The following is a 25612-nucleotide window of genomic DNA, read 5'->3' as shown; positions in this document are numbered from 1 at the left end:
AACGGATCGTCAATGCAGGGCAATCATCTGATAGATTTGCCGTTTGTCGCCCGGCAGGGATGCCTGTGCCACTTTGAGCTGGGAGGAGCCGTTTCCGTCCAGGAATACGCCGTCCACGAGTCCGCTTCTGCCCAGCGATCCCGCGATGGCGGCGCGAAACTGCTCGCCGGTGCACGGCGTCGGCGTTACGACGAGCCAGACGGCGTTGCTTTTGTCGTACACGATGCCGGTCCGCATGCGGGCTTCGTTCAGGGCGGGCATGTTCTCCTCCTTGGCGAGCTTTCGCCAGTCGGCTTCATTTTGCAGGCTCATGGAGATCCCGCCCTGGGCCCAGTAGCGGCTTCGGTCCGCTACCTTGAGCTCGGCCGCGTCGGACGCCTGCTGGACCGTAAACTGCCGGGCTGCGCCGTCCCAGACGAGGGTTCCCCGCTTATGGCCGGTATTGAACCAGCCCGATCCGTATTCGCCCTGAGCTCCCTTGACCGGCAGGTCGTTCATAACGGCGATGCTGAGCAGGTTGCCCTGCCAGAAAAAGCCGCCGTTGATCCCGAACTCCGACAGCTCCATGATGTTGCCTTTTACGGCTTTGAGGGCAATCCGCTCGGGTTTGGTTTTCGCCACATGCAGCTCGACCCCGTTGGGCGCCGTTATTTGCGCATAAGCGTACGCAGGAGGGGGCGGTTTTTTTTCTCCGGACTGATGGGCGAAGAGCAGGGTGACGGCAAAACTGGCGGCCGCAACGGCGCCGTAAATCGCAAGCAGCTTGTCTATTCGGGTGAAAAACCGGGGAAGCATAGCCAACCTCCTGTCTGTTCGGCTCTATGATTCTGAACTCTATGATCCTATTCTATGAGGGAGGCGCTAGAGTAGAACCATATTTTTCAAATGTTCGAAAAAGGTTTAATGAAATGACAACCCGGCGGCGAAACGAATGCGAATGTGAATGTGAATGTGAATGTGATGGTGAAGGCATAAACCGGTCCCTCGGCGGGATATTAGTTTTATAGACTTACTTTTGACAAGTCACTATGGTAAGATGTAGCTAAGGAGATGATGTCGCATGGCAGATTTTCATTTGTGTCCCAAATTCGAAAATGCGTTTGAACTGCTTGGAAAACGTTGGACGGGATTGATCATCCGGGTCCTTTTGAGCGGTCCCAAGCGTTTTAAAGATATATCCGATATGATTCCGAGCATGAGTGACAGAATGCTGTCCGAACGCTTCAAAGAACTGGAGGCGACGGGCATTCTGATCCGGCACGTTTACCCGGAGACGCCTGTGCGGATCGAATACGAACTGACCGAGAAAGGCAAGGGGCTCGAACCGGTAATGGACGAGCTGCAAAAATGGGCGGAAACTTGGTAAGGGAAAAGCTTGACTTTGCCGGAAGAGCCGTTTACAATCATCTCTAATACAACCCTGAAAAACTTTGATCCGCTGAAGGGATGAAGTCGTTCGACTCCACGTACTCAGAGAGGGAAGCCCTGGCTGCAAGCTTCCTTATGATGGCCGAGCGTAAGACCTCCCGGAGGACAGTCGGTGAACAGAGGGCTGCCGGTGTTTGTTCTTTGCAACATGCCGCGCTTACCATGTCTCATTAGCCGATTTGCGTAGACGGGCGTTAACCGTATGAAGCGAGAATCAGCCGGGCCGGACTTTCCGAGCCGCAGGCCGCCGATTTTCGGAATGTGGGTGGCACCACGGGTGATGATTAGTTACTAACGTCTCTCGTCCCTTTGACCGTTTTGTGGTTTTAGGGATGGGAGACTTTTTTAATTTTTAATGGCAAAAGAGTACTATCACAGACGCAAGACAACGGGGAAAGTCGACAAGAAAAGCAAGGAGGAGGCTCGCATGAGCATGCAAAAGCCGAAGGGCACCCAGGACATTATGCCGGGTTCCGTAGAAAAGTGGCAGGCGCTGGAAAGCAAAGCCCGCGACCTGTGCAGCCGGTTCCGCTACCGGGAAATCCGTACGCCGATTTTCGAACACACCGAGCTGTTTTCCAGGGGTGTGGGCGAGACGACGGATATCGTAGAGAAAGAAATGTACACGTTCCAAGACAAAGGAAACCGCAGTATTTCGCTCCGTCCGGAAGGAACGGCCGGCGTCGTACGCGCGTATGTGGAAAATAAACTGTACGGCGAGCCGGATATCAGCAAGCTGTTTTACATCGGACCCATGTTCCGGTATGAGCAGCCGCAGGCCGGACGCTACCGGCAGTTTCACCAGTTCGGGATCGAAGCGTTCGGCTCGGAGGATCCTTCGCTGGATGCCGAAGTCATCGCGTTCGGTTACACGTTTTACCGCGAACTGGGGATGACGGGCGTATCCGTGGAAATTAACTCGGTCGGAACACCCGAGATCCGGGGGAATTACAAAGAGAGACTGAAGGCGTTCCTGGAGCCTTTCAAGGATAAGCTCTGCAAGGACTGCCAGTCGCGGTTCGACCGCAATCCGATGCGGATTCTGGACTGCAAAGTCGACCAGAAGTATTTCGACGGGGCACCCGAACTGCTGGACGATCTGGACGAAGCGTGCCGGACTCACTTCGAAGCGGTGAAACGTCATCTGACCGCGATGGAGATTCCGTTTACGATCAATCCCCGCCTGGTGCGCGGGCTCGATTATTACACGCACACCGCTTTCGAATATAAAGCGGCGGGCATCGGCTCCATCGATACGATCGGCGGCGGGGGCCGGTATAACGGCCTCGTCTCCGAGGTGGGCGGGCAAGATCAGCCCGGCGTCGGCTTCGGTCTCGGCCTCGAGCGCATTCTGCTCGTCCTGGAATCCCAGGGCGTGCAGCTTCCTCAGCCTCCCGGGCTGGACGTGTACCTGATCGGACTCGGTCAGGCGGCCGAGGACGAGATCGTGAAGCGGCTCTACGAGCTGCGTACGCACGGCATTTTGGCGGAGAAGGATTACCAGGGCCGCAAGATGAAAACGCAGATGAAATCGGCTGACCGTTCTGCGGCGCGTTTTGTCGCCATTCTGGGGGACGACGAGCTGGAGCGCGGTGAAATTACGGTCAAAACGATGGCCACCGGCGAGCAGGAAACGATCAAGCTGGAAGATTTTGCGGAAACGATTTTGAAACGGACAAGATCCGGAAACGAAAATGGAGGGGTTCAGTCATTATGATGCTCAAAACACATCATTGCGGGCAATTAACGAAAGCGAACATCGGAGAAACGGTTATTCTGAACGGTTGGGTACAGCGCCGTCGCGACCTGGGAGGCGTCTTGTTCATCGACCTGCGCGACCGCAGCGGTCTTGTGCAGATCGTCTTCAACCCGGACTTCTCGGGAGAAGCGCTGGCGGTCGGCGACCGTGCCCGTAACGAGTACGTACTGGCTGTAAAAGGGACCGTTGTCGAACGGGACGCCGAAACGGTAAACACCAACCTGCAGACCGGTGAAATCGAAGTCCGGATCACGGAAATCGAAATTATGAACGCGGCTAAAAATCCCCCGTTCTTCATCGAAGACGGCATCGAAATCGACGAAACGCTGCGTCTGAAGCACCGTTATCTGGACCTTCGCCGTCCGGAAATGCAGCAGACGCTCATGCTTCGCGCCAAAGCGTCCCGGATTTTCCGCGAGTTCCTCGACGAGAACGGCTTCCTCGATATCGAGACGCCGATCCTTACGGGCAGCACGCCGGAAGGCGCGCGCGACTATCTCGTGCCGAGCCGCGTGCATCCGGGCGAGTTCTTCGCGCTGCCGCAGTCTCCGCAGCTGTATAAACAGCTGCTCATGGTGAGCGGACTCGAGCGGTACTACCAGATCGCGCGCTGTTTCCGCGACGAGGATCTGCGGGCCGACCGTCAGCCGGAGTTCACGCAGGTGGACATCGAGACGTCCTTCCTGTCCCAGGATCAGCTTCTGGACATGATGGAGCAGCTGCTCGTGCGTCTGTTCCGCGAAACGGTCGGAGCTGAAATCCCTACACCGTTCCAGCGTCTGACGTACGCGGAAGCGATGGACAAATACGGCTCCGACAAGCCGGACCTGCGCTTCGGGCTGGAGCTGTCCACGGTGACCGATATCGTGGCGGACAGCGACGTAAAAGTGTTTAACATGGTCGCCAAAAACGGCGGCATCGTCAAAGCCTTGAACGCCAAGGGCTGCGGCGCGACGTGGAGCCGCAAAGAACTTGACGATCTCCAGCCGTTCGCATCCCGCTACGGCGGCAAGGGTCTGGCCTGGATCACCGTGAAGGAAGGCGAATGGAAAGGGCCGATCGTCAAATTCTTCAAGGAAGAAGAGATCGCTGCGCTGACCGAGCGTCTGAACGTGGAAGAGGGGGATCTGCTCGTCTTCTCCGCCGACAAACCGAAAGTCGTGTACGACGTACTCGGCAACCTTCGTCTGAAAGTCGGCCACGATCTGGGTCTGATCGACGACAAAGCCTACAAATTCCTGTGGGTCGTCGACTTCCCGATGTTCGAGTACGACGAAGACGAGAAGCGTTATGTCGCCATGCATCACCCGTTCACCCGTCCGAAGGACGAAGATCTGCACCTCTTCGAAACGGACCCGGGCCAAATGCGCGCCCAGGCCTACGATATCGTGCTCAACGGCTACGAAGTAGGCGGCGGTTCCATGCGGATTTACCAGCGCGAGGTGCAGGAAAAAATGTTCGCAACGCTCGGGTTCACGCCTGAAAAAGCCAAAGAAAAATTCGGCTTCCTGCTTGAAGCTTTCGAATACGGTACGCCTCCGCACGGCGGAATGGCATACGGCTTCGACCGTCTGGTCATGCTGCTTGCGGGACGCACGAACCTGCGCGAGACGATCGCCTTCCCGAAAACGGCAAGCGCGTCCGATCCGCTCACCGATGCGCCGAGCGAAGTCGACGAGAAGCAGCTTGAACAGCTTTCCATCCGCATCGCGTTGAAACAACCGGCAGCCAAAGCTTAAGTTCGGCAGCCGCGACGCTCCCGGCCATGTAAATTTTACAGGCCGCAGCGGTGTAAAATAGAGGAAACAGGGAGGGACCTTCGGGTCCCTTTTTTTCGGGCCGCAAAGGTAAAACCAAGCGCCCGACTTGACATTGGCCACCGAATCAGGTCAAACTTAGCGTAAACCTATCATTTTGTTAGCTAACAGAGGAGGAAATTCCGAATGCTTCATCAATTCTCCCGGACGGAACTTGCCATCGGACCCGAAGGCCTTGAGGTTATGAAAGGCAGCACAGTAGCCGTTCTCGGTATCGGCGGAGTCGGTTCCATAGCGGCCGAAGCGCTGGCCCGGACCGGAGTCGGACGAATTATACTGATCGATAAAGATGTGGTGGATATTACGAATGTGAACCGTCAGATCCATGCCCTTACGACGACGGTAGGACAACCTAAGGCCGATCTTATGCAGGAACGGATCAAGCTCATCAATCCCGAATGCGACGCTATCGCGCTGCGGATGTTTTACACGGAGGAAACGTACGAGCAGCTTTTTGACTACGAGCCGGATTATGTTCTGGACGCTTCGGATACCATCTCCTATAAAATTCATCTCATCAAGCAGTGCCTGGAGCGCAAGATTCCGATGATTTCCAGCATGGGCGCGGCAAATAAAATGGACCCGACCAAGTTCCAGGTCGCGGACATTTCCAAAACGACGATGGACCCCATTGCCCGGGTCGTCCGGACGAAGCTCCGCAAGGAAGGCATCAAAAAAGGCGTAAAGGTGGTTTTCTCGACGGAAGAGCCGAAGAAACCGCGTGAAGATGTCACTCAGCGCATCGTACCGGAGAACGCGCCGGAAATCCGGAAAGCGCAGCAGCCTCCGGCGAGCAACGCTTTTGTACCGCCCGTTGCGGGTCTGATCATGGTCAGCGTATGCGTCCAAGACCTGCTGCACAACGCCGGTATTGACGTTTAACTACCTTTTGCGAAGTGACAATAGCACCAAGAGAGGCAGGAAAGGTATGGCTTGGAAGAAAGTTCTTCTCACTTTATCCGCGGCTGCCATGCTAACTTCGGCAGCCGGACAGGCCTTCGCGGCGGAGCACCGGGAGGCGGAGCGGTCCGGCGGAAGCGGGGCGGAAGCGCCGCGGGAGGGACAGGCAGCGGGGGCGCAAACCCGCCCGGCCGCAGGCCTTCTCTTCGCCGATGTGGCCCCGGATAACCGCAACGCGGACGCGATTGCGGATCTGGCTGCGCGGGGCCTCATCGAAGGAGCGGCATCCGGCCGGTTCGATCCGGACGGGGCGCTGACCCGCGAGCAGTTTGCCAAGCTGCTCGCATCCGCCTTCGGACTCGGAACGTCCGAAGGGCCGACCCCTTTCGTCGACCTCGTGTCCGCGTGGTCGACGCCGTATATTTCGGCTGCCTATGCGGCAGGGCTCGTTGACGGCATAACGGCCGTCAAGTTCATGCCCGCGCAGCCGGTAACCCGCCAGGCCGCCGCCGCGATGGTGTGGCGCTGGCTGGAGGCCCGGGGCGTCGAAGCCCCGGCGGCTGCATCCGGCCCGAGCGCGGGCGATGCGGATGCGTGGGCACAGGCGTCCGTGCGCAACATCATGGCGCTGGGGCTGCGCAGCGATTCGGGAGCGAGCTATGAACCGAAGCGCGTCATGACCCGCGGAGATGCGGCTACGCTTGTTTCGCGGGCGCTGGCCCTGCTGGAGACGACGGCTGCGGAGCGCGCGGCTAAAGCGGCGCAGCCCCTGACGGCGGACAAGGCGGCAAGCCTGATAAGGTTTAACGAGCAGAAGACGGCGGAGCTGTTTCTGAGCCTCTTCGACCATGAACTGGCTTCCCGTACGAAGCCGCCGTTTGAAGCGATCCGGCCCGTGCTGAGCCGCTATTATGCGGACCCGGGAAGCTGGAGAACTTTCTATGAGCGTCATCTGGGCGGGATATACGAAGCCGTGGCCGTTTTTCCGGCTGTATCGATGCCGGTGCCTTCGTTTAAAATCGTCAGCGTGACGGACGACAGGGTCCAAGTCCGTGGCAAGAGGCCGGAAGGGGCCTACACGGATTCGGCCTTTCTGACGTATACGCTGCTCAAGCGAAACGGAAACTGGGTCATCGGCGGCCGCGAGGAAGAGAAGCTTACGGAGCCGTTCACCCGCGAAGAGGCGGAGGGGATTGTGGGCCGGTATTACAAAGCGGGCTCCGGTCTGTTCGAGCGGGAGGAGAGAGACCGCTTCCTGTTTACCGTGACGGACAAAGGGGAGAAGCTGCGGTTATCCGTCAGCAAGGCCAAGGGAATTCTGGCCCTGGAAGAGGACTGAAAGATTTTCCGGCACCCTCTCTTCCCCCAATAAGCCTGTTAAACACGTTCGAATGTTTTGAAGCGATTAGCCTTCATTCCGCTTTCCGGCGGGGTGAGGGCTTTTTTTGCGTTTCGCCGCAAGGTGGACGTAGGGGAACTCGGGTTTTTAGCCCGTAAAAAGACAAACGGCGGCAAATACGGTCTGCCTCCAGGGTTCGTTTATGCTTGTTCGGCAGGTTGTAATTACGAAGTGTTGGAATGACATGGAAGCAAGCTGGGCAACGTAAACCAAAGAACCGTTACGCAAAAGAGGGAAGGGAGGAGAATAACGGATGACCGGCACGAATGCGACAACGGAGCAGATTGAACAATGGCTGGCAGAGAAGCTGGCGCTTTCCGTCGATCTGGAAAATTGCGAGCTTACTTCGGATGGCAGGACGATGCGGCTGATTTACCTGAAAAGCTTGTGCGATTCGAAAATGATACGGAGATTTTTTATCGCCCCGTTTTTTGAAATCCGGTCGATGGACCTTTATGTGCAATATATTTCATCCCTGCCCAGCGGCATGGAGTTTACGAATGTGGTCAGAGCGCTTGATTTGATTTTATCGGGATCGGTGGCTCTGTTCGTCGACGGCAAAATATACCTGCTGGAAGCCTTGCAGGACGTAAAGAGCAGTGTGGGGGACGCCACGGTGGAAGCGATCGTGCAAGGGCCTCAGGACGCTTTTACGGAATCCATTTTCACGAATTTGAACTTGGTCCGCCGGCGTTATAAATGTTCCAATCTGAAAATCGAAAATTCAACGGTCGGCTATTTGTCCCAAACCGCCATCGCCCTCGTTTACGACGACCGGAAAGTCGACATGGGTATCCTTAAAGACGTTAAAGATAAATTTTCGCAGATGAAGATAGACAAGATTCAATCTTCCGGCGAGCTGGAGAAAGCGCTGAGTCCGCATGGCTTCCGGCTGGTGCCTACGATGATGACCACGGAACGGCCCGACCGGGCGATCGATAATTTGAGCGAGGGCAAGATTATCATTCTGATCGATACGAGTCCCTTTGCGCTTATTTTGCCGTCCACCTTTTTTGATTTTTTTACCGCTATGGACGATAAAGTGCAGCTCCCGTTCGTCGGTTATTTTCTGCTCATTCTTCGATATGTCGGCCTGTTTATGACCTTGACCCTGCCTGCGCTTTACGTGGCCTTTACATCCTATAATCCAGAAATTTTGAAAATGAACTTGACGCTGCTCATCGCGGGAAGCCGGGCGAGCGTGCCGTACCCCTCATTTGTCGAGGTTCTGATTATGCTCGTTATGATGGAATTTCTGATCGAAGCGAGCTTGCGGCTGCCGAAAGCGATCGGGCCTACGGCGACGACGGTAGGCGGTCTGATTCTGGGGACGGCTTCCACGGAAGCGGGGCTGGTCGGAAGCATCATGATTATTCTCGTGGCGGCGGTTGCCATTTCCAACTTTGTTATTCCGATCAACATGATGAGTTTTTCGGTCCGTTTCGCGAAGTACTGGTTCGTCTTGCTGGCCGCTGTTTTCGGACTGCTCGGCGTAGTCGTCGGGGTCATCGGCAGTATCTTATACTTATGCAATCTTCGCAGTTTCGGGCGCCCTTATATGCGGCTGTTTCATATAAACGAGCAGCGTAGAGGAGGTACGGATGGTCACCAATAGATATGTGTACTACATGATCGCCATCAACGCTTTAATCAGCATTATCATTTATGTGCCGAGAATTTTGCTGCAGCACCGGTTCGACGGCGCATGGACTTCGATTCTCCTCTCGGTCGTCATCAGCTACTTGCTGATCCGATGGTTCACGAGTATGCTGGTTCCTTTCACCCGGCAGGGATTTCCGGAAATGATGAAGGAGTATCTGCCCAAGGGGCTGAATGTGTTCGTCCTACTGCTTATGATCGGGCTCTGGTTTTTTGCCGGGGCCATTACGCTTTTGTCCTTTGTGGATATTACGCTCCGTTACATAAGCCCGGACGTTCCCGCCTTTCTGGTTATGATCGGCTATTTGATCGTGGTGTGCTGGGCCTGTACGCTCAATCCCGCTTCCATTTTGTTCGGACTCGAGATTTTGCTCGTGCTGAATTGTCCTATTGTCGCGTTCTTCATCATTCGAGCCGTAACGTCGCCCCTGTTCGACTGGGACGCGGTGCTGCAAACCTTCACGTTCAGTCTGCAATGGCCCACGTTTCAGGCGATGGCGGCGGCGACTTTTCTTTTTACGGGTTATATCAATCTGGTTGTATTTAACCGGGTATTCGAAAAGTTTCATATGAGAGGTTATCTGCTTATTTCGCTGTCGGGTCTGCTGCTTCTGCTGCTAACGATGATCGTGCCGATCGGCATGCACGGTTCTATGGGCGTATCCACGTACGTTTATCCGTGGTTTTCTTTGGCGGATTCCATCCGGGTCGATATGTTCCTCGTCGAACGGCTCGTCTTCGTTTTTTATTTGGTGTATATCTCGCTTTTTCTTATCAGTACGATCGTACATTGGCATGTGGCACAGAGTATGGCCCGGGGCTTAATCCGCTTACCCGCCACTTCACGCGGAGCTAAGTATCTTCCGCTAGGAGTCGTTGTCGTTTTCGCTACAGCATGCATGTGGATGCTCAAATTCAATCAGGAAGGGCTGATAAGAGCAGGAGAGATCTTTCTTGAAATCAGGCTCATGGCTGAATTTATTTTCGTGCTGCTGATTTTCTATATGTATCGGAAGGAGAAAAAGAAGTGAGGTACAAGCTGCTGCTGTTTATTCCGGCTCTGCTGTTCCCGCTGCTCCTCGGCGGCTGCAACTTCAAAGATATCGACAAACGAATTTTTGTGATTTCGATGGGGATTGACAAGTCGGATGATCAGGAAAACAACCTTCGGATCAGCCTGAAACTGGCCATTCCTCAAGGAAATCCCAAAGAAGGGACCGAGCAATTCGACATTATCGTCGAGGAGACCAAGACGGTTGCGGACGCGGTAAGGAAAGCCAAGTCCAAGGTGGACAAAGAGCTGGATTTCGGTCATATGAAGGTGCTTCTGATCGGGGAAAATATGGCTCGCGATGATATTTATCAGATTATCAACTGGGGGGTACGGCGCAGGGATATTCAGCTCATTACGCTGCTGGCCATTGCCAAGCCAACAGCCTTAGACGTCCAGAAAGTCAAGCCCCAATCCGAGCGTATTCCCTCCAACGCCCTTATACTCGGTCTTTCCAAAAGCGGAACGGAATCGCCCTACATCGTAACGGAGTATTTATTCGATTACCAGCGGCGGCTTGAGGAAAAAGGACTGGATCCCATTCTTCCGATCGTCAAAGCCGAAGGAGGTCATTTTAGAATCGATCAGCTGGCGCTCATGAAAAAACACCGGATCGGAATTGAGCTGAGTCCCAATGAGACGAAATTGTATAACCTGCTGAAGACCAAAAATCTAAAAACGAACCTGAGCGGTAAAATGGAAGGAAGCGTGTACGAACTGAATCTGGAGAGCTCACGGGCTTCTTATAAAATAAACGCACGACCGGGAGATGAGCCGGTACTCGCGTACGAAATTTACATAAAAGCGACTTTGGAAGAAAACGAGAGCCATAAGAAAATGACCCGGCCTGTTCTGGATAGTATCGAAGACGCAACGGAAAAGGAAATAAACGGACAAGTGGAACGATTCCTGAAGAAGCTGCAAAAACATGAGACAGATCCGATCGGCTTCGGTCTGCATTATATGTCCCGCCGTTGGGATAACGCATCGGAATGGGAGGACTGGCAAAAAATATACCCAAAGCTGACATTCAAAGTGAACACTCATGTCCGCATCCACTCCGCGGGAACGGCTCATTAGGCCGGGTACTTCGACAAATAAGAGGCGCCGACAGTATAATAGGAAGATACTCTATATGCTGTTGAAAGGCGGAATTGCAGATGGAAATGGACTTATTCAGTGCCGCTGCCGAGAACGATTCCCGCGGAAAGCTTCTCGCGGACCGGATGCGGCCCCGCATTCTTGATGAATATATCGGCCAGGAACATATCGTGGGTCCCGGCAAGCTGCTGCGCCGGGCGATCGAGGCCGACCAGATCACGTCGATCGTGCTGTATGGGCCTCCCGGCTGCGGCAAAACCACGCTCGCTCACATCATATCGGAGAAGACGTCCGGCGATTTCGTCAGATTGAACGCCGTGGACGCTTCGGTCAAGGATGTCCGCGAAGTGATCGAGCAGGCCAAGTCGGCCAAGGCGCTGTACGGCCGGCGGACGATTCTGTTCCTCGATGAGGTCCACCGTTTCAACTCGGCCCGTCAGGACGCCCTGCTGCCCGCCGTGGAGCAGGGCACGATCGTGTTCATCGGAGCGACGACCGAGAATCCGTTTCACTACGTGAACGGGGCTCTGCTCTCCCGCTCCACGCTGTTCCAGCTTCAAGGCTTGACTGAGAAGCATGCCCGCATCGCGATGGAGCGCGCCCTCTCCGATGAAGAGCGTGGACTCGGCTTTCTGAACATAGAAGCCGAAGAAGAGGCGCTTGCGCATATCGCGTTCATGGCGGGCGGAGATATCCGCCGTGCGCTCAATGCGCTGGAAATCGCCGCGCTTACGACCTCGGCCGATGCGGACGGCGTCGTCCGCATCACGCTGGACATCGCGGAGGAGTCCATCCGCCGCCCGACCGTCAAAGCGGACGAGTCGACGCAGTATGACGTCCTCTCCGCGTTTCATAAGAGCGTGCGGGGATCGTCCGACGCCGCTCTTTTCTGGTTCCTGTATGCCGTGGAGAAGCTCGGCATGGACCCGATGACGTTTATCCGGCGTCTGACCGTCGCATGCAGCGAAGACATCGGCCTGGCGAATCCGCAGGCTATGGTTCAGGCGGTTTCGGCGATGGAGGCCTACCACAAGATCGGCTGGCCGGAGGCGAAATATATCGTCTGCCAGGCGATTCTGTTCGCCGTGGAGAGTCCGAAATCCAACTCCATCCCGCTTGCCATCGGACGTGCGATGTCCGCCATGGACAGTATCGGAAAGGCGGAGGTTCCCCTGCATCTCAGGGATACCCACTACAAGGGAGCGGAACAATTAGGGCATAAAGGCTACATGTATCCCCACAATTATCCGGGTCATTACGTGAAACAAGCGTATTTGCCGGAACAATTGGAGGGCGAGGTGTTTTTTAATGCCACGGAACAGGGTATGGAAGAGAAGATGAAAATAAATCAGCAGCGCCGGAACCGATGACCCTTCTATAAGAGCCTGCGGCTTCCGGCAGGAACTGCAGGTAGCTGAAGGAGACCGATTATGACGGAGAAATATATTTTTCTCATTGCCGTCCTGCTGTTCGCCGGCGTGCTTATGTCCAAATTTTCGTCCCGTTTCGGACTTCCGGCTCTCGTCTTTTTTATGCTGGTGGGCATGGGGCTTAATCGTTTTATTTATTTCGACAACGCCCAGCTTACGCAGTGGTTCGGTTTGATGGCGCTTATCGTCATTCTGTTCGACGGAGGCATGCACACGAAGTGGACGCATGTGAAGGAAGTGATTCGCCCTTCCTTGATGCTCGCTACGATAGGCGTGCTGTTGACTACGGCCATCGTCGGGTTAAGCGCCTACTGGATTTTGCAGGTGACGCTCAAGGAAGGGCTGCTTCTCGGTGCCATTGTCGGTTCTACGGACGCCGCGGCGGTATTTGCCGTTCTCGGCAACCAGAACGTAAAGAGAAGGCTGACCTCGACGCTGGAGGCGGAATCCGGCACGAACGATCCTATGGCGGTATTTCTGACGGTTTCTCTCATCGAACTTATTCAAATGCCGGACACGAGCATCCTTCTTCTGATCGGCAGTTTTTTATGGGAGATGGGTTTGGGGCTTGTGCTGGGATTGGTCATCGGCCGTCTGGCCGTCTGGAGCCTCAACAAAATCGATTTGGATTCTTCCGGGTTGTATCCCGTTCTGGCGCTTGCTTTTGCCATATTTACATACGGCTCTACGGCGCTGCTTCACGGAAGCGGACTGCTGGCCGTCTATGTGATGGCCCTTCGGCTCGGCAACGCGGATTTTGCCTACCGGTTCTCGATCACGAGGTTTCATGAAGGGTTTGCCTGGATGATGCAAATCCTGATGTTTATGCTGCTCGGATTGTTGGCGTTCCCGGACGATCTTATCAGTATTGCCTGGCAGGGAGTAGCTCTTGCCCTTATTCTGATGTTTGTTGCGAGACCAGTGGGGGTATTCGGAAGCATGCTCGGCACCGGATTTCAATACCGGGAAAAGCTGCTGATCTCGTGGGCCGGCCTCAGAGGGGCCGTTCCGATCGTACTCGCCACCTATCCGCTGCTCGCGGGACTGGAGCACGGACGCATGTTTTTTAACATCGTTTTCTTCATCGTGCTTTTATCGACGCTGGTCCAGGGCTCAACCATTTCCGTCCTGTCCAAAAAACTGGGCCTTACCGAGGGGGCGGCGAAGAACGATGCCCACACCCTTGAGCTTCTGGCTCTCGGGAAAGCGAATGCGGAAATTATCGAGATTAAAGTGACGGAAGGCGGCCCGGTCAACAACAGGCTGATCAGCGACCTGGAGCTCCCGGAAGAAGTTCTCATTACGGCCATCGTCCGAAAAGGAAAAATTATAACGCCTCACGGGAATACGGAGCTTATCGAAGGGGACCTTCTGTATACGCTCGTGTCGAAACCGATGAGGGAGAAGGTCAAGAAAATCTTTTATGAGGAATCCCCCGCGATCAAAGCCGCCGATCTTACGCCCGAAAATGGGCTGTGAACACAGCTTTTGGAGTCGAAATGGCTAACGGGGTGAATTATTTCCCAGGTAATCAAAGCTGCTTTAAATGTTGCTTTAGTTGTAAGTACTATACATGTACTTGCAAAAAAGAAAGCGACTCCCTTTGGAGGGAGTCGCTTTCTTTTTGTAGCCATTGCAGTAGCCATTGCAGTAGCCATTGCAGTAGCCATTGCAGTAGCCATTGCAGTAGCCAATGCTGTAGCCAATGCTGTGCAGGCAGCCTACTTAGACTGCAACCGCCGCGCGAGCAGACAGCCGGGCCCGGTTGAAGCCAGGGGCGACTGTGGCTGCGGCGCAGCGGGGGCGGAATTGCTTGGCTTCCGAAAGGTGGTCCTTCTTAGCGGTGCACCTTATCGATGATTCCGCCGCCCAGGCAAATTTCGCCGTCGTAGAAAACGACGGACTGGCCGGGCGTGATCGCTTTCTGCGGCTCGTGGAACACGACTTCGGCCGCTCCGTCCGCGCCCAGTGTTACCGTAACGCCCTGATCAGGCTGACGGTAACGGAATTTAGCCGTACAGGTGAACTCACCCTGAGGTCTCCGCGTGCTGATCCAGTTCACGTCCGTGGCGGACAGGCCTTTGCTGTACAGGCGCGGGTGCTTGTCCCCCTGAACGACGTACAAAATGTTGCGTTCAAGGTCCTTGTCCGCAACGAACCAAGGCTCGCCTGTACCCGAACCGCCGATTCCGAGTCCCTGGCGCTGACCGAGCGTGTAGTACATCAGGCCGTCGTGGCGGCCTTTCACTTCGCCGTCCAGCGTCTGGATGTCCCCCGGCTGTGCGGGCAGGTACTGGCTCAGGAATTCTTTGAAGTTCCGTTCCCCGATAAAGCAGACGCCGGTGCTGTCCTTCTTCTTGGCGGTCGCAAGACCGGCAGCCGCCGCGATTTCGCGGACCTGGGGCTTCGGCATGTGCCCGATAGGGAACATGGCTTTCGAAAGCTGGTACTGGTTCAGCGCGTGCAGGAAGTAGGTCTGGTCCTTGTTCGAATCGTTTCCGCGAAGCAGAACGAATTCCCCGTCGCGTTCCTCCAGGCGGGCATAGTGGCCGGTCGCGATAAAATCGGCGCCCAGATCCAGACCTTTCTGCAGGAACTCGCCAAACTTGATTTCACGGTTGCACATAACATCGGGGTTCGGAGTGCGCCCGCTCTTGTATTCATCCAGGAAGTATTGGAACACCTTCTCGGAGTATTCTTTTTCAAAATTAACCGTATAAAACGGAATGTCGATCTGGTCGCAGACTCTCCGTACGTCTTCCGCGTCTTCTTCGGCGGTACAATGGCCGAACTCGTCGGTATCGTCCCAGTTTTTCATAAAGACGCCGATGACGTCATAGCCCTGCTCTTTCAATTGCAGAGCCGCTACGGAAGAGTCTACCCCGCCCGACATACCGAGAATGACTCTCTGTTTGCTCATGGCCGGTTCTAATCCTTTCTTGCCAAAAATGGCTGGTGACACCTGAATGGACCTCAGGGTTCTACCCATTATAACGCGCTTTTCGCAAAGTGAAAATATTTCATCAAGATGTCATGGTTTTGTAACCAAAATAATCGGAATTGTGATAACATAGTAAAGAACATGCCTAAATGGAATGAATCATAGAGAAATAGGATACCCTAGAGCTAGTAATCTTACACATAAGCAGGGGTAGAAGAGGTGTTAAATTGAAAATTTCAACAAAAGGCCGTTACGGTCTCACTATAATGATGGAACTGGCCGCAAGATTCGGGGAAGGGCCGACCTCGCTGAAAAGTATCGCAGAGAAACATCAGCTATCCGAACATTACCTGGAGCAGCTCGTAGCTCCTCTTAGAAACGCAGGTCTTGTTAAAAGTATCCGCGGCGCCTATGGCGGGTATATTCTTTCGAAAAACGCGGAAGAAATTACCGCGGGCGAAGTGATCCGAGTCCTGGAAGGACCGATTTCACCTGTCGATTTTACGGAAGAAGACGATCCGGCCAAGCGGGATTTGTGGATTCGTATCCGGGACAGCATCGCGGAGGTTCTGGATTCCACAACTCTGGCTTCTTTGATTTCTTACCAAGAAGAAGGCAAACGCGACAGCTATATGTTCTATATTTGATTGCAGGGTGACCATTATGGGAATATATCTTGATCATGCCGCTACCACGCCCCTCCATCCGGAGGTGCTGGAAGCCATGATGCCTTACTATACGGACTACTTCGGCAACCCTTCTAGCATCCACAGCTACGGCCGGGCCGCCAAGACGGCGCTCGACCGTTCGAGGAGCGCTTTCTCGGCGGCAATCGGCTGTTCACCGGCCGATCTGCTGTTTACGAGTGGGGGAACCGAGAGCAACAATACAGCTTTGTACGGGGTCGTCGAGACCTTCGGGGGCAAACGCGTTCACGTGATTACAACCCAGATCGAGCACCATGCGGTGCTGCACCCGGCAGAACGTCTGGCCCGGATGGGCTGCGACGTTACATTTCTGCCAGTAGATATGACCGGTCTTATCCGAATGGAAGACCTGGAAGAAGCTATCCGGCCGGAGACCGTGCTGATCAGCGTCATGTATGTGAACAACGAGGTCGGTACCATCCAGCCGATTGAAGAAATCGGACGGTTGGCCAGAAGCCGAGGCATCGCTTTTCACGTGGATGCCGTTCAGGCGCTGGGCAAGCTTCCGATCGACCTGTCCGTGCTTCCCGTAGACCTCATGAGCTTCTCCGCTCATAAAATCAACGGGCCCAAAGGGATCGGCGCTCTTTTCGCTTCACGTAAGCTTCAGTTGGCCCCGCAAGTATTGGGAGGGTCTCAGGAACGTAAAAAAAGAGCCGGTACGGAAAACGTAGCCGGAGTAGTCGGCTTCACAAAATCACTGGAAATATATAACAATAATTACAAAGAATACAACATTCAAACTTCCGAGTATCGCCAACATATGGAGCGGATTTTCCTGGAGGAACTAGGGCCCGACGGTTTTGTGATCAACGGCAACCCGGATGTGTCCGCTCCCCATATTTTTAACGTGAGCTTTCCGGGGAGCCATACGGAAACCCTGCTCATGAATCTCGATCTGGAAGGTATCGCGGCTGCCAGCGGGTCCGCTTGTTCGTCGGGCTCTCTTGAGCTTTCTCATGTCCTGCGGGCCATGAACCTTCCAGAATCTGTATGTAAGTCGGCTGTCCGTTTTAGCTTCGGTTTTGGGAATTCTATAGACCAAATTGAGACGGCGGCCCGGAAAACCGCAACCATCGTGAAGCGGATTCGTAGATAAGAGAAGGGCGCGCCCTTTGGCGGCGGCAAGCTGTCACGAGGAGGTTTAAGATTCCCCTTGCGTAAAGCCCGCGACATTATCGGATTGCCGGTCTTCTGCGTGTCCACAGGCAAACGTGCAGGAACGGTGAGAGACGTTCTACTCGACAATGAATGGACGGTACTCGGCGTTATGCTGGACGCACGGCACTGGTATTCTTCTTGCCGGTACATTCCGGCCGGTGAAATTACGGCCTGTGGACAAGATGCCGTCACGATTGCCGACATGAAATCCGTACGAAGTTATGCGGAAGCGGAGGGCCTGGGGCTGATCCCGCTGAACGGCGGCAAGCACAAGCTCAAAGAACTCCCCGTTATTACGGCAGACGGTCAGCAATTGGGAACAATCGAGGACGTTTATTTGCTTGAACAATTGGGTACAAAGATAATAGGTTTTGAACTGTCCGAAGGTTTCGTATCCGATTTAATGGAAGGTCGCAAGTGGCTCCCAATGCCGATATCGCTAACCATTGGTGAGGATGCGGTGATTGTTCCGCTTAACTCCCGGCTTGAGGCGGAGGAAATCTTCGTATTTAAAGAAGAATAGGGTGAAAATTGCACATGATGCGCTGTCCAAATTGCAGTTCCAAGGATATCGGTAAAATCGGATCCCATCAATTCTATTGCTGGGGCTGCTTCATTGAACTCGCTGTAAACGGGGAGAAAATGTCCGTTTATCAAGTAGAGGAAGACGGTACGCTGAGTTCGCTCGACGATCTGTTTTTCGAAGAAGAAATGCCGCAAATTCATGCCCAATAAGGGTTTACAACTTGATTAGCCGAAATGAGGCACTGCCTCTGCAGGGACGGGCTTAACCGCTTGGATCCGGCAGGAGCAGTGCTTTTTGGTTTGGGCCGATAGAAGAGAACCGGCCGGTGCCGGAGGAGCTTGGATTAATTGCCAAGGTAGTACATATACTGAAGAAATGGAGAAGGACATTCATTCGCCGAAGTCTGCCAGTGTCAACGGGAGGGAACGCCATGAATTCGATTTTTAAAAACGGCTGGTTTGCCGGCCTGATTTATACGCTTCTCGGACTGCTGGTCCTGTTCTTCCTGCTGCAAATAAGACCGATTCTGGGGAGTGTCTTCCATTTCTTGAAGGCGGTGCTGACTCCTTTTCTGATTGCGATGATTATTTCCTATGTGCTCAACCCCGTCGTCAATCTGCTGAGTACGCGCAAGGTTCCCCGGACGTTTGCGGTTCTGCTCATTTATGCGGTGTTTCTGACCTCGCTCACGGTCATTTTTATGAATGTGACTCCGATGTTCGTCAAGCAGCTTGGGGAACTGAACGAGCATATGCCTGAAATGACGATCAGGGCCCAGTCGCTTGTGGACGGCATGAAAAACAGCCAGCTTCTTCCGGATACGGTCCGGTCGGGTATCCACGATGCGATTTTTAAACTGCAAAAAAATCTGTCCCTCAAAATTTCGGACACGATTCACGGCATCGGGGGCACCATCAATATGCTTCTGACCGCTTTCATCGTTCCTTTTCTCGCCTTTTATATGCTTAAAGATTTTCAATTGATCGAGAAAACCGTGCTGGCCATTGTTCCGAAATCGCGGCGCAGGCAGGTGGTCAAGGTGCTGGTCGATATCGACACGGCGCTGGGCAATTATATCCGGGGACAGTTTCTCGTTTGCGTTATCGTCGGGGTGCTGGCTTATATCGGGTACTGGGCCATCGGGATGCCTTATCCGCTGCTGCTGGCGGCGCTCGTTGCGGTTTTTAACATCATTCCGTATCTCGGTCCGTTCTTCGGGGCGGCTCCGGCTGTTGTTATGGCGGCCACGGTTTCGGTAAAAATGCTCCTGCTTGTTATCGTCATCAATACGATCGTGCAAATTCTCGAGGGAAACGTAATATCCCCGCAGGTTGTGGGGCGGACTCTGCATATGCATCCGCTGCTCATTATTTTTGCGCTGCTCGTCGGCGGGGAAGTGGCGGGAATACCGGGCCTGATTTTGGCCGTTCCCTTCTTTGCGGTGCTTAAGGTGGTGCTCCAGCATCTGTTTCTCTATTACATTCACCGGCGTCCGGTGTAGATTCGGATAAAATTCGGGAGAAGGTTACGGGATAAGGCTGCCGATACAGAGGAAGCAAATTGAAGTCTACAATTAAAGGCGCGTCCGGGCAGAGTCGCCAATCGGATCTGGGCCGTTCTCTTGCGCTTGCAAGAGGCGTGCGTTACGATCAGACTAACGATTCTGCCGCGATAGTAGAGCGGCGAAAGGAGGTTGCCCATGGCACTCAAGGAGCCGCCCACAGCAGCGGAAGAACTGCCGCCCGAACTTCTCCGCAGCCTGGGGGCAAAGCCTGCGGTATCCGCCCGGGCGGACATGGACGAGAGCGGCCGGCCGGGTGACCGCTGGCTGATTGCAGGCGCCGGGGAAATCGGCGTCTACGCTTCCGGCGGCGTCTGCCTGCGCAGATTCCCGCCGGAAGAGGTCCGGAGCCTGCGGACCCAGGACGCTCCGCAGGGCGGAGGATGCCTCATCGCGGATACGGATGCGGGCCCGGTCGTGCTCGTCCGCTACACGGGCGCCTGCGCCAAAGGGCTCGAAGCGGCGGTTCATGCGGCCAATCTGCTGCTGGAAACCGGCGATAACGGAACCGGCGTAGCGGACGGTGACAGTGCAGGCCGGTGCGCGCTGTGCGGAGAGGCGGCACCCGGGCTGGACCATGACTGCGCGGCCGGAGATAAGACGGAGCGGAGCAGTCCCGGACGCCGGCGCGTGCTGGCCCGGCTGCTTGCGTATACGCGCCCGTACCGCGGCCGGATGGTCCTGGCTGCGCTGTTTTTGATCATCGCGGTTTTGCTGGAATTGGCGCCCCCGCTTGTGACCAAGATTATCGTCGACGACGTGCTGCAACCGGGAGGGATGGCCGAGACGCTGCTGATTTGGGTAGCGGCTCTGCTGGGTGCACGGCTGGTGCTGTCCGCACTGCAGATCGCCCGGGGGTTTATCGGGGTGAAGGTTGGAGCGGCCATGATGAACGATATCCGCCGTGAAACGTTCGAGGCGCTGACCGAGCAGTCTCTCAGCTTCTACGACCGCCGCCAGACGTCACAGTTTATCGGCCGGCTCAATCAGGACACGGATTCCATGAGACAGTTTCTCACGGAAGGCGTGATCTGGGTGGCGAGCCAGGTGCTCACTGTCGCGGCTATTTTGTCGATGATGCTCACCCTCAGCTGGAAACTCACCCTGGTTGTGCTTATTCCGACTCCGCTGCTGCTTGCGGGAGTCTGGATTTTGTGGCCGAGGGTCCGCTGGCTTTGGTACAAGCAGTGGCGAGCGCTAAACAAGCTTCAGACCCTGGTAGGCGACTCTCTTCAGGGCATCCGTGTCGTGAAGGCATTCGGCCGGGAAAAAAGCGAGCAGGCCCGGTATGGGGAAGCCAACCGGGAAATGATGACGCAAACCGTGCGGATGGAAGGGCTGTGGCAGGCCGCAACCCCGCTGTTTATGCTCGTTACGGGCGCAGGCGGGATCATCGTGTGGTATTACGGCGGCCTGCAGGTGCTGGACGGCGGCTTGACCTTGGGCACTCTGATGGCCTTTACGGTTTACCTCACGATGTTTTTCGGTCCTTTGCAGTGGTTTACGCAGGCGATCAGTTGGACGAACCGGGCCGTGTCGGCCGCCGAGCGTGTTTTTGAAATTATGGATACGCCTCGCGAAGTTGCCGATACGGCAGATGCGGTAACGCCCGGCCGGCTGGATGGCTCCGTTTCACTGGACCGGGTTACATACGGTTATGAGAAGCACAAGCCTGTCCTCAAAGACATTTCTCTAGAAGTGAAGCCCGGTGAAATGATCGGATTTGTCGGACATTCGGGCGCGGGTAAATCTACGCTGATTCATCTGATCTGCCGGTTTTACGACCCGGACCGGGGGCGGATTTTAATAGATGGGATTCCGCTGAAGAAGCTGAGCCAGGAAAGCCTGCGGGCTCAGATCGGGGTTGTGCTTCAGGAAACGTTTCTTTTCGACGGGACGATAGCCGAAAACATCGCTTACGCGAAGCCGGAAGCGTCGCCTCTGGAAATTATGCGGGCGGCAAAGATCGCCAACGCCCACGATTTTATCGTCGCGATGAGCGACGGCTATGACACGCGGGTCGGCGAACGCGGTCACCGCCTGTCCGGCGGGGAGAAACAGCGCATTGCCATTGCGCGCGCCATCCTGCACGATCCCCGCATTCTCATCCTGGACGAGGCGACCGCATCCGTGGACACGGAGACGGAGCGTCTTATCCAGGAAGCCGTTTCCAGGCTTGTCCGGGGACGGACGACCTTCGCGATCGCCCACCGCCTGTCGACTCTGCGAAGCGCAGACCGTCTCGTGGTGATCGACAAAGGACGCATCGCCGAAACCGGGACTCACGAGGAGCTGATGCAGCAGGAAGGCATCTATTGGAAGCTCGTGAAGGCCCAAACCGAAACAGCGTTGATCAGGGAGCGTGATACCAGTGCCGAACCTGTATGAATCCGGCGGTTTCCCGGGGGGCGGGGACCCCTTCGATATCTTCCTGCTTGAAGCGGACCAATGCCGGTTTCAACGCACGGAAGGGGGCCTGCTTTTGTTGTCCTGCGATGGAAGGGAACATGAGGAAATTCTGGTGTTCCGGACGTTCCCCTTTTCCGAGCCGAATCGGTACATCTCGATCCGTACCAAAGAGGGGGAGGAGATCGGTATTATCGCCGATTTGCGGCAGTTGGACGATGCCTCCCGCCGGGAGCTGGAGAAGGAACTGCATTTGAGATACTTGCTTCCCCGCGTCGAAGTTATCCGGAGCATCAAGCAGAAGACATCGGGATGGCAGTGGGACATCGTTACCCAGTTCGGCTCGGAGCGGCTGCAGCTCCCCAACTTGCATGAGCACGTATTCAGGCAAGGAGAGGATCGTCTCCTCCTGGTGGATACCGAAGAACGCAGATTGGAAGTGGCCAGCATTCGGAAGCTGGATCCGGCAAGCTTAAAGCAGCTGCAGAAGATTTTTTGAAACTAAGAAAATCTTCCGCTTGACACGGAGTCTGACCGATCCGTTTGAACCGGCGGCGCTTCTTTTCCGCCAATCTGCTAAGAGGGACTTGTCCATCGGCGGAGCTTTCTTTAATCGGCGTCCGTCTGGTTGACATCGTTTCCAGATATGAACTATAATTTTCGGTAACTGAGTCAAACTCGATAAGCAAAGCGCTGAAGAAATCCAGTACGCCATAGCCCATTGGCAGAGAGAAGGTTCCTTCTTCTATAGAAGAAGGCTGCGAGAACCTTTCATGAAGGATGGCCGAACGCTCATTTCGGAGTGTGGGTGACAAGTTGCATAAGCCCAACGGCAAGCGGATCCGTTATCGTCCGCAACGAGGAGATTGGATGAAACGGCAAGGCGCCTGCCTGCACGTCATCCGATAACCAGGGTGGTACCGCGAATTTTTCGTCCCTGTTGATAACAGGGGCGTTTTTTGTTTCCTGTAGAGAGGGCCGAAGGAGCAGCAGTCCAAACCTAATAAACCAAAACCATTCCAACAAACGGAGGCTCGAAACGTAATGAAAGCAAGTGAAATTCGTTCCAAGTGGCTGGAATTCTTCGCCAGCAAAGGACACAAAATCGAGCCGAGCTCCTCGCTCGTGCCTCACAACGACCCTTCTCTTTTATGGATCAATGCCGGGATGGCGCCGCTCAAGCCTTATTTTGACGGTCGTGTCGTTCCCGAGAATCCGAGAATCGTAAACGCGCAGAAATGCATCCGTACAAACGACATTGAAAATGTCGGCAAAACCCGCCGGCACCATACCTTTTTCGAGATGCTCGGAAACTTCTCCATCGGCGACTACTTCAAAGAAGAAGCCATCACCTGGGCCTGGGAGTTTCTGACGGACCCGAAATGGATCGGATTCGATCCGGATCGTTTGTCGGTGACCGTGTATCCCGAGGATACGGAAGCTTTTGAGTTCTGGAATAAAAAGATTGGTCTGCCGGAAGCGCGTATTTACAAGCTCGACGAGAACTTCTGGGATATCGGGGAAGGCCCGTGCGGACCTTGTACGGAAATCTTCTACGACCGCGGCGACAAGTACGGCGATCTGAACGATCCGGAATGCTGGCCCGGCGGCGAAAACGAGCGTTTCCTGGAAGTGTGGAACCTCGTATTTTCCCAGTTCAATCACAATAAAGACGGCAGCTACACGCCTCTTCCGAACAAAAATATCGATACGGGCGCGGGTCTGGAGCGTTTCGCTTCGATTTTGCAGGATGTGGACTCCAACTTCGACACGGATTTGTTCCAGCCGATCATTGAAGCGACCTGCCGCATCGCGGGCGTGAAGTACAAGGAGAACGAAGAGTTTGACGTGGCTTTGAAGGTTATTGCCGACCACGTCCGTACCGTCGCTTTTGCGGTGGGAGACGGCGTACTGCCTACGAACGAAGGCCGCGGCTATGTGATCCGCAGACTTCTGCGCCGCGCCGTCCGCTACGGGAAAGTACTCGGCATGGATAAACCGTTCCTACATCAGCTCGTTCCGGTCGTAGGCGAAATCATGGGCGTTTACTACAATGAAGTCGTGGAGAAACGCGAGTTCATCGAGAAAATCATCCGCATCGAGGAAGAACGTTTTCACGAAACGTTGTCCGACGGTCTTGCCATTCTTGCCGGGATGGTCGAGAGCACACGTGCGGCAGGCGGGCGGGCCATCAGCGGGCCGGACGCTTTCAAGCTGTACGACACGTACGGATTCCCGGTTGACTTGACGGAGGATTTCGCGAACGAGCAGGGATTGGCCGTCGACCGCGAGGGATTCGAAGCGGCGATGGAAGAACAGCGCGAGCGTGCGCGCAGCAACCGGAGCAAGTCCGGCAGCATGAAAGTGCAGGGCGGAGCGCTCTCCGAGTTTACGGATAAAAGTGAATTTGTTGGATACACTGAATTGGTAGTTCCAGCCAAAGTGCTGGCGATCGTGCACGACAACGAGTTTGTGGACGCGGCGGGAACCGGCGAAACGTGTCAGGTCATACTCGACCGGACGCCGTTCTACGCCGAAAGCGGCGGACAGGTAGCCGACCGCGGCGTCATTACGGGCGACGGCGTACGCGCAGCCGTGCTCGAAGTCGGCAAAGCGCCGCACGGCCAGCACGTTCACAGCGTGACCGTCGAGCAGGGCATCCTGCGCACGGGCGATACGGTCACGGCACAAGTCTCCAGCGAGCTTCGCGGAGAAACCGTGAAGAACCACACGGCCACTCACCTGCTGCATAAAGCGCTGAAAGAAGTGCTCGGCACGCACGTGAACCAGGCGGGCTCCCTCGTTGAGCCGGACCGCCTGCGGTTCGACTTCTCCCACTTCGGCGGCATTACGCCGGAAGAGCTGCAGGATGTCGAACGCCGCGTGAACGCTCAAATCTGGGCGAACACGCCGGTGGACATCTCCCTTCGCGGCATCGACGAAGCGAAAGCGATGGGCGCCATGGCGCTGTTCGGCGAGAAGTACGGCGACATCGTCCGCGTCGTCCGCGTCGGCGATTACAGCCTCGAGCTTTGCGGGGGCTGCCACGTACAGAGCACGGGCGAAATCGGCTTGTTCAAGATCGTCAGCGAATCCGGGATCGGTTCCGGTATCCGCCGCATCGAAGCGGTGACAAGCCGTCAGGCCTACGAGTACGTGGACGGCCAGCTGCAGCTGCTGAGGGATGCGGCCGGCGTTCTCAAGGCCAACACCGCGGACGTGCCGAAGCGTCTGGACTCTACGCTCCAGCAGATGAAAGAGCTGGCGCGCGAGAACGAATCGCTCCGGGCCAAACTGGGCCGCATTGAAGCGGGCGCGCTGGAAGGCCGCCTGAAAGAAGTGGCGGGCGTATCGGTCCTGGCCGCCCAGGTGAGCGCATCCGATATGGATTCCCTGCGGGGCATCGTGGATGAAACGAAAGCGAAGCTGGGCTCGGCCGTGATCGTGCTCGGCGCCGTCGCGGGCGACAAAGTCAACCTGGTTGCCGCGGTTACGCCGGATCTGATCGCCAAAGGGCTTCATGCCGGCAAGCTGATCAAAGAAACCGCGGCGAAATGCGGCGGTGGCGGCGGCGGACGTCCCGATATGGCCCAGGCCGGAGGCAAGGACCCGTCCAAACTCCAGGAGGCGCTGGACGGCGTCGAAGCGCTTGTGACCGGACAGATTTCTTAAATTTTCCTGCGGGAACAGGAATTTTCCGTCCCGCAGAGAATATATGACAATAGTGGGATTAGCAGCATTTGCAACCGATAGAGTTTGAAAAAGC

At 55.4% G+C, this 25612-nt stretch carries 20 protein-coding genes; 18 read left to right on the top strand and 2 right to left on the bottom strand.

All coding sequences use genetic code 11. From position 1 onward, the window contains the following. Positions 1–9 precede the first annotated feature (9 nt). On the bottom strand, positions 10–795 hold the full coding sequence (locus tag KVT34_RS08525) for a phosphodiester glycosidase family protein (RefSeq protein ID WP_217558153.1): 786 nt from the start codon (positions 793–795) through the stop codon (positions 10–12). Between the two features lie 265 nt (positions 796–1060). Here KVT34_RS08525 and KVT34_RS08520 point away from each other — a divergent pair, with 265 nt between their 5' ends. The 10 genes from KVT34_RS08520 (at position 1061) to KVT34_RS08475 (ending at position 14023) form a co-directional block, all read left to right on the top strand. Further along, positions 1061–1366 carry a winged helix-turn-helix transcriptional regulator gene (locus tag KVT34_RS08520; RefSeq protein WP_217558152.1) on the top strand — a complete coding sequence of 102 codons (306 nt, stop codon included), beginning with the start codon at positions 1061–1063 and terminating at the stop codon, positions 1364–1366. A gap of 489 nt (positions 1367–1855) precedes the next feature. After that, a complete protein-coding gene (gene hisS / locus KVT34_RS08515; protein WP_217558151.1) occupies positions 1856–3145 on the top strand; it encodes a histidine--tRNA ligase in 1290 nt (429 codons plus the stop codon). After that, positions 3142–4926, top strand: a complete 1785-nt coding sequence (gene aspS, locus KVT34_RS08510) for an aspartate--tRNA ligase (RefSeq protein WP_217558150.1) — start codon at positions 3142–3144, stop codon at positions 4924–4926. Before hisS ends, aspS begins: the two co-directional genes overlap by 4 nt. A 204-nt stretch (positions 4927–5130) precedes the next feature. Further along, positions 5131–5886, top strand: a complete 756-nt coding sequence (locus tag KVT34_RS08505; RefSeq protein ID WP_217558149.1) for a tRNA threonylcarbamoyladenosine dehydratase — start codon at positions 5131–5133, stop codon at positions 5884–5886. A gap of 46 nt (positions 5887–5932) precedes the next feature. After that, on the top strand, positions 5933–7243 hold the full coding sequence (locus KVT34_RS08500) for an S-layer homology domain-containing protein (RefSeq protein ID WP_217558148.1): 1311 nt from the start codon (positions 5933–5935) through the stop codon (positions 7241–7243). A 313-nt stretch (positions 7244–7556) separates the two neighbouring features. After that, the gene (locus tag KVT34_RS08495) at positions 7557–8918 is read left to right on the top strand and encodes a spore germination protein (RefSeq protein ID WP_217558147.1); all 1362 of its coding nucleotides are present in this window, start codon (positions 7557–7559) and stop codon (positions 8916–8918) included. After that, positions 8905–9993 carry a GerAB/ArcD/ProY family transporter gene (locus tag KVT34_RS08490; RefSeq protein WP_217558146.1) on the top strand — a complete coding sequence of 363 codons (1089 nt, stop codon included), beginning with the start codon at positions 8905–8907 and terminating at the stop codon, positions 9991–9993. The genes KVT34_RS08495 and KVT34_RS08490 overlap by 14 nt, the downstream gene beginning before the upstream one ends. Beyond that, positions 9990–11093, top strand: coding sequence for a Ger(x)C family spore germination protein (locus tag KVT34_RS08485; protein WP_217558144.1), 1104 nt, complete (start codon positions 9990–9992; stop codon positions 11091–11093). The genes KVT34_RS08490 and KVT34_RS08485 overlap by 4 nt, the downstream gene beginning before the upstream one ends. 86 nt (positions 11094–11179) lie before the next feature. Beyond that, positions 11180–12484, top strand: coding sequence for a replication-associated recombination protein A (locus KVT34_RS08480; RefSeq protein ID WP_483311433.1), 1305 nt, complete (start codon positions 11180–11182; stop codon positions 12482–12484). Between the two features lie 60 nt (positions 12485–12544). Continuing rightward, positions 12545–14023 (top strand): potassium/proton antiporter, encoded by a 1479-nt coding sequence (locus tag KVT34_RS08475; protein WP_217558142.1) that lies wholly within the window; start codon positions 12545–12547, stop codon positions 14021–14023. 358 nt (positions 14024–14381) lie between these two features. Here the strand turns inward: KVT34_RS08475 and mnmA are convergent, their stop codons facing one another. After that, the gene (gene mnmA, locus KVT34_RS08470) at positions 14382–15464 is read right to left on the bottom strand and encodes a tRNA 2-thiouridine(34) synthase MnmA (protein ID WP_217558141.1); all 1083 of its coding nucleotides are present in this window, start codon (positions 15462–15464) and stop codon (positions 14382–14384) included. 248 nt (positions 15465–15712) lie between these two features. Between mnmA and cymR the strand changes: the two genes are divergently transcribed. The 8 genes from cymR to alaS all read left to right on the top strand — a co-directional run bounded on the left by cymR (position 15713) and on the right by alaS (position 25518). Beyond that, positions 15713–16132 carry a cysteine metabolism transcriptional regulator CymR gene (gene cymR, locus KVT34_RS08465; protein WP_009676580.1) on the top strand — a complete coding sequence of 140 codons (420 nt, stop codon included), beginning with the start codon at positions 15713–15715 and terminating at the stop codon, positions 16130–16132. Positions 16133–16148: 16 nt separating this feature from the next. Further along, positions 16149–17291, top strand: a complete 1143-nt coding sequence (locus KVT34_RS08460) for a cysteine desulfurase family protein (RefSeq protein WP_217558140.1) — start codon at positions 16149–16151, stop codon at positions 17289–17291. Positions 17292–17348: 57 nt separating this feature from the next. Beyond that, positions 17349–17876: a PRC-barrel domain-containing protein gene (locus tag KVT34_RS08455; RefSeq protein ID WP_217558139.1), complete on the top strand. Its 528-nt coding sequence runs from the start codon at positions 17349–17351 to the stop codon at positions 17874–17876. A gap of 14 nt (positions 17877–17890) precedes the next feature. After that, entirely contained in the window at positions 17891–18088 is a 198-nt protein-coding gene (locus KVT34_RS08450) for a hypothetical protein (protein ID WP_009676575.1), read from the top strand. A 221-nt stretch (positions 18089–18309) separates the two neighbouring features. Beyond that, positions 18310–19380, top strand: a complete 1071-nt coding sequence (locus KVT34_RS08445) for an AI-2E family transporter (RefSeq protein ID WP_217558137.1) — start codon at positions 18310–18312, stop codon at positions 19378–19380. Positions 19381–19578: 198 nt separating this feature from the next. Beyond that, positions 19579–21828 carry an ABC transporter ATP-binding protein gene (locus KVT34_RS08440; protein ID WP_217558136.1) on the top strand — a complete coding sequence of 750 codons (2250 nt, stop codon included), beginning with the start codon at positions 19579–19581 and terminating at the stop codon, positions 21826–21828. Then, positions 21812–22345: a DUF1854 domain-containing protein gene (locus tag KVT34_RS08435; RefSeq protein ID WP_217558135.1), complete on the top strand. Its 534-nt coding sequence runs from the start codon at positions 21812–21814 to the stop codon at positions 22343–22345. Before KVT34_RS08440 ends, KVT34_RS08435 begins: the two co-directional genes overlap by 17 nt. 545 nt (positions 22346–22890) lie before the next feature. Beyond that, on the top strand, positions 22891–25518 hold the full coding sequence (gene alaS, locus KVT34_RS08430; protein ID WP_217558134.1) for an alanine--tRNA ligase: 2628 nt from the start codon (positions 22891–22893) through the stop codon (positions 25516–25518). Positions 25519–25612: the final 94 nt, after the last annotated feature.

Source organism: Paenibacillus sp. GbtcB18, assembly GCF_019091125.1.
Lineage (GTDB): Bacteria > Bacillota > Bacilli > Paenibacillales > NBRC-103111 > Paenibacillus_F > Paenibacillus_F chitinolyticus.
The sequence above is the reverse complement of the archived record's forward strand: the minus strand, read 5'-3'. Positions and strand labels throughout refer to the sequence as shown.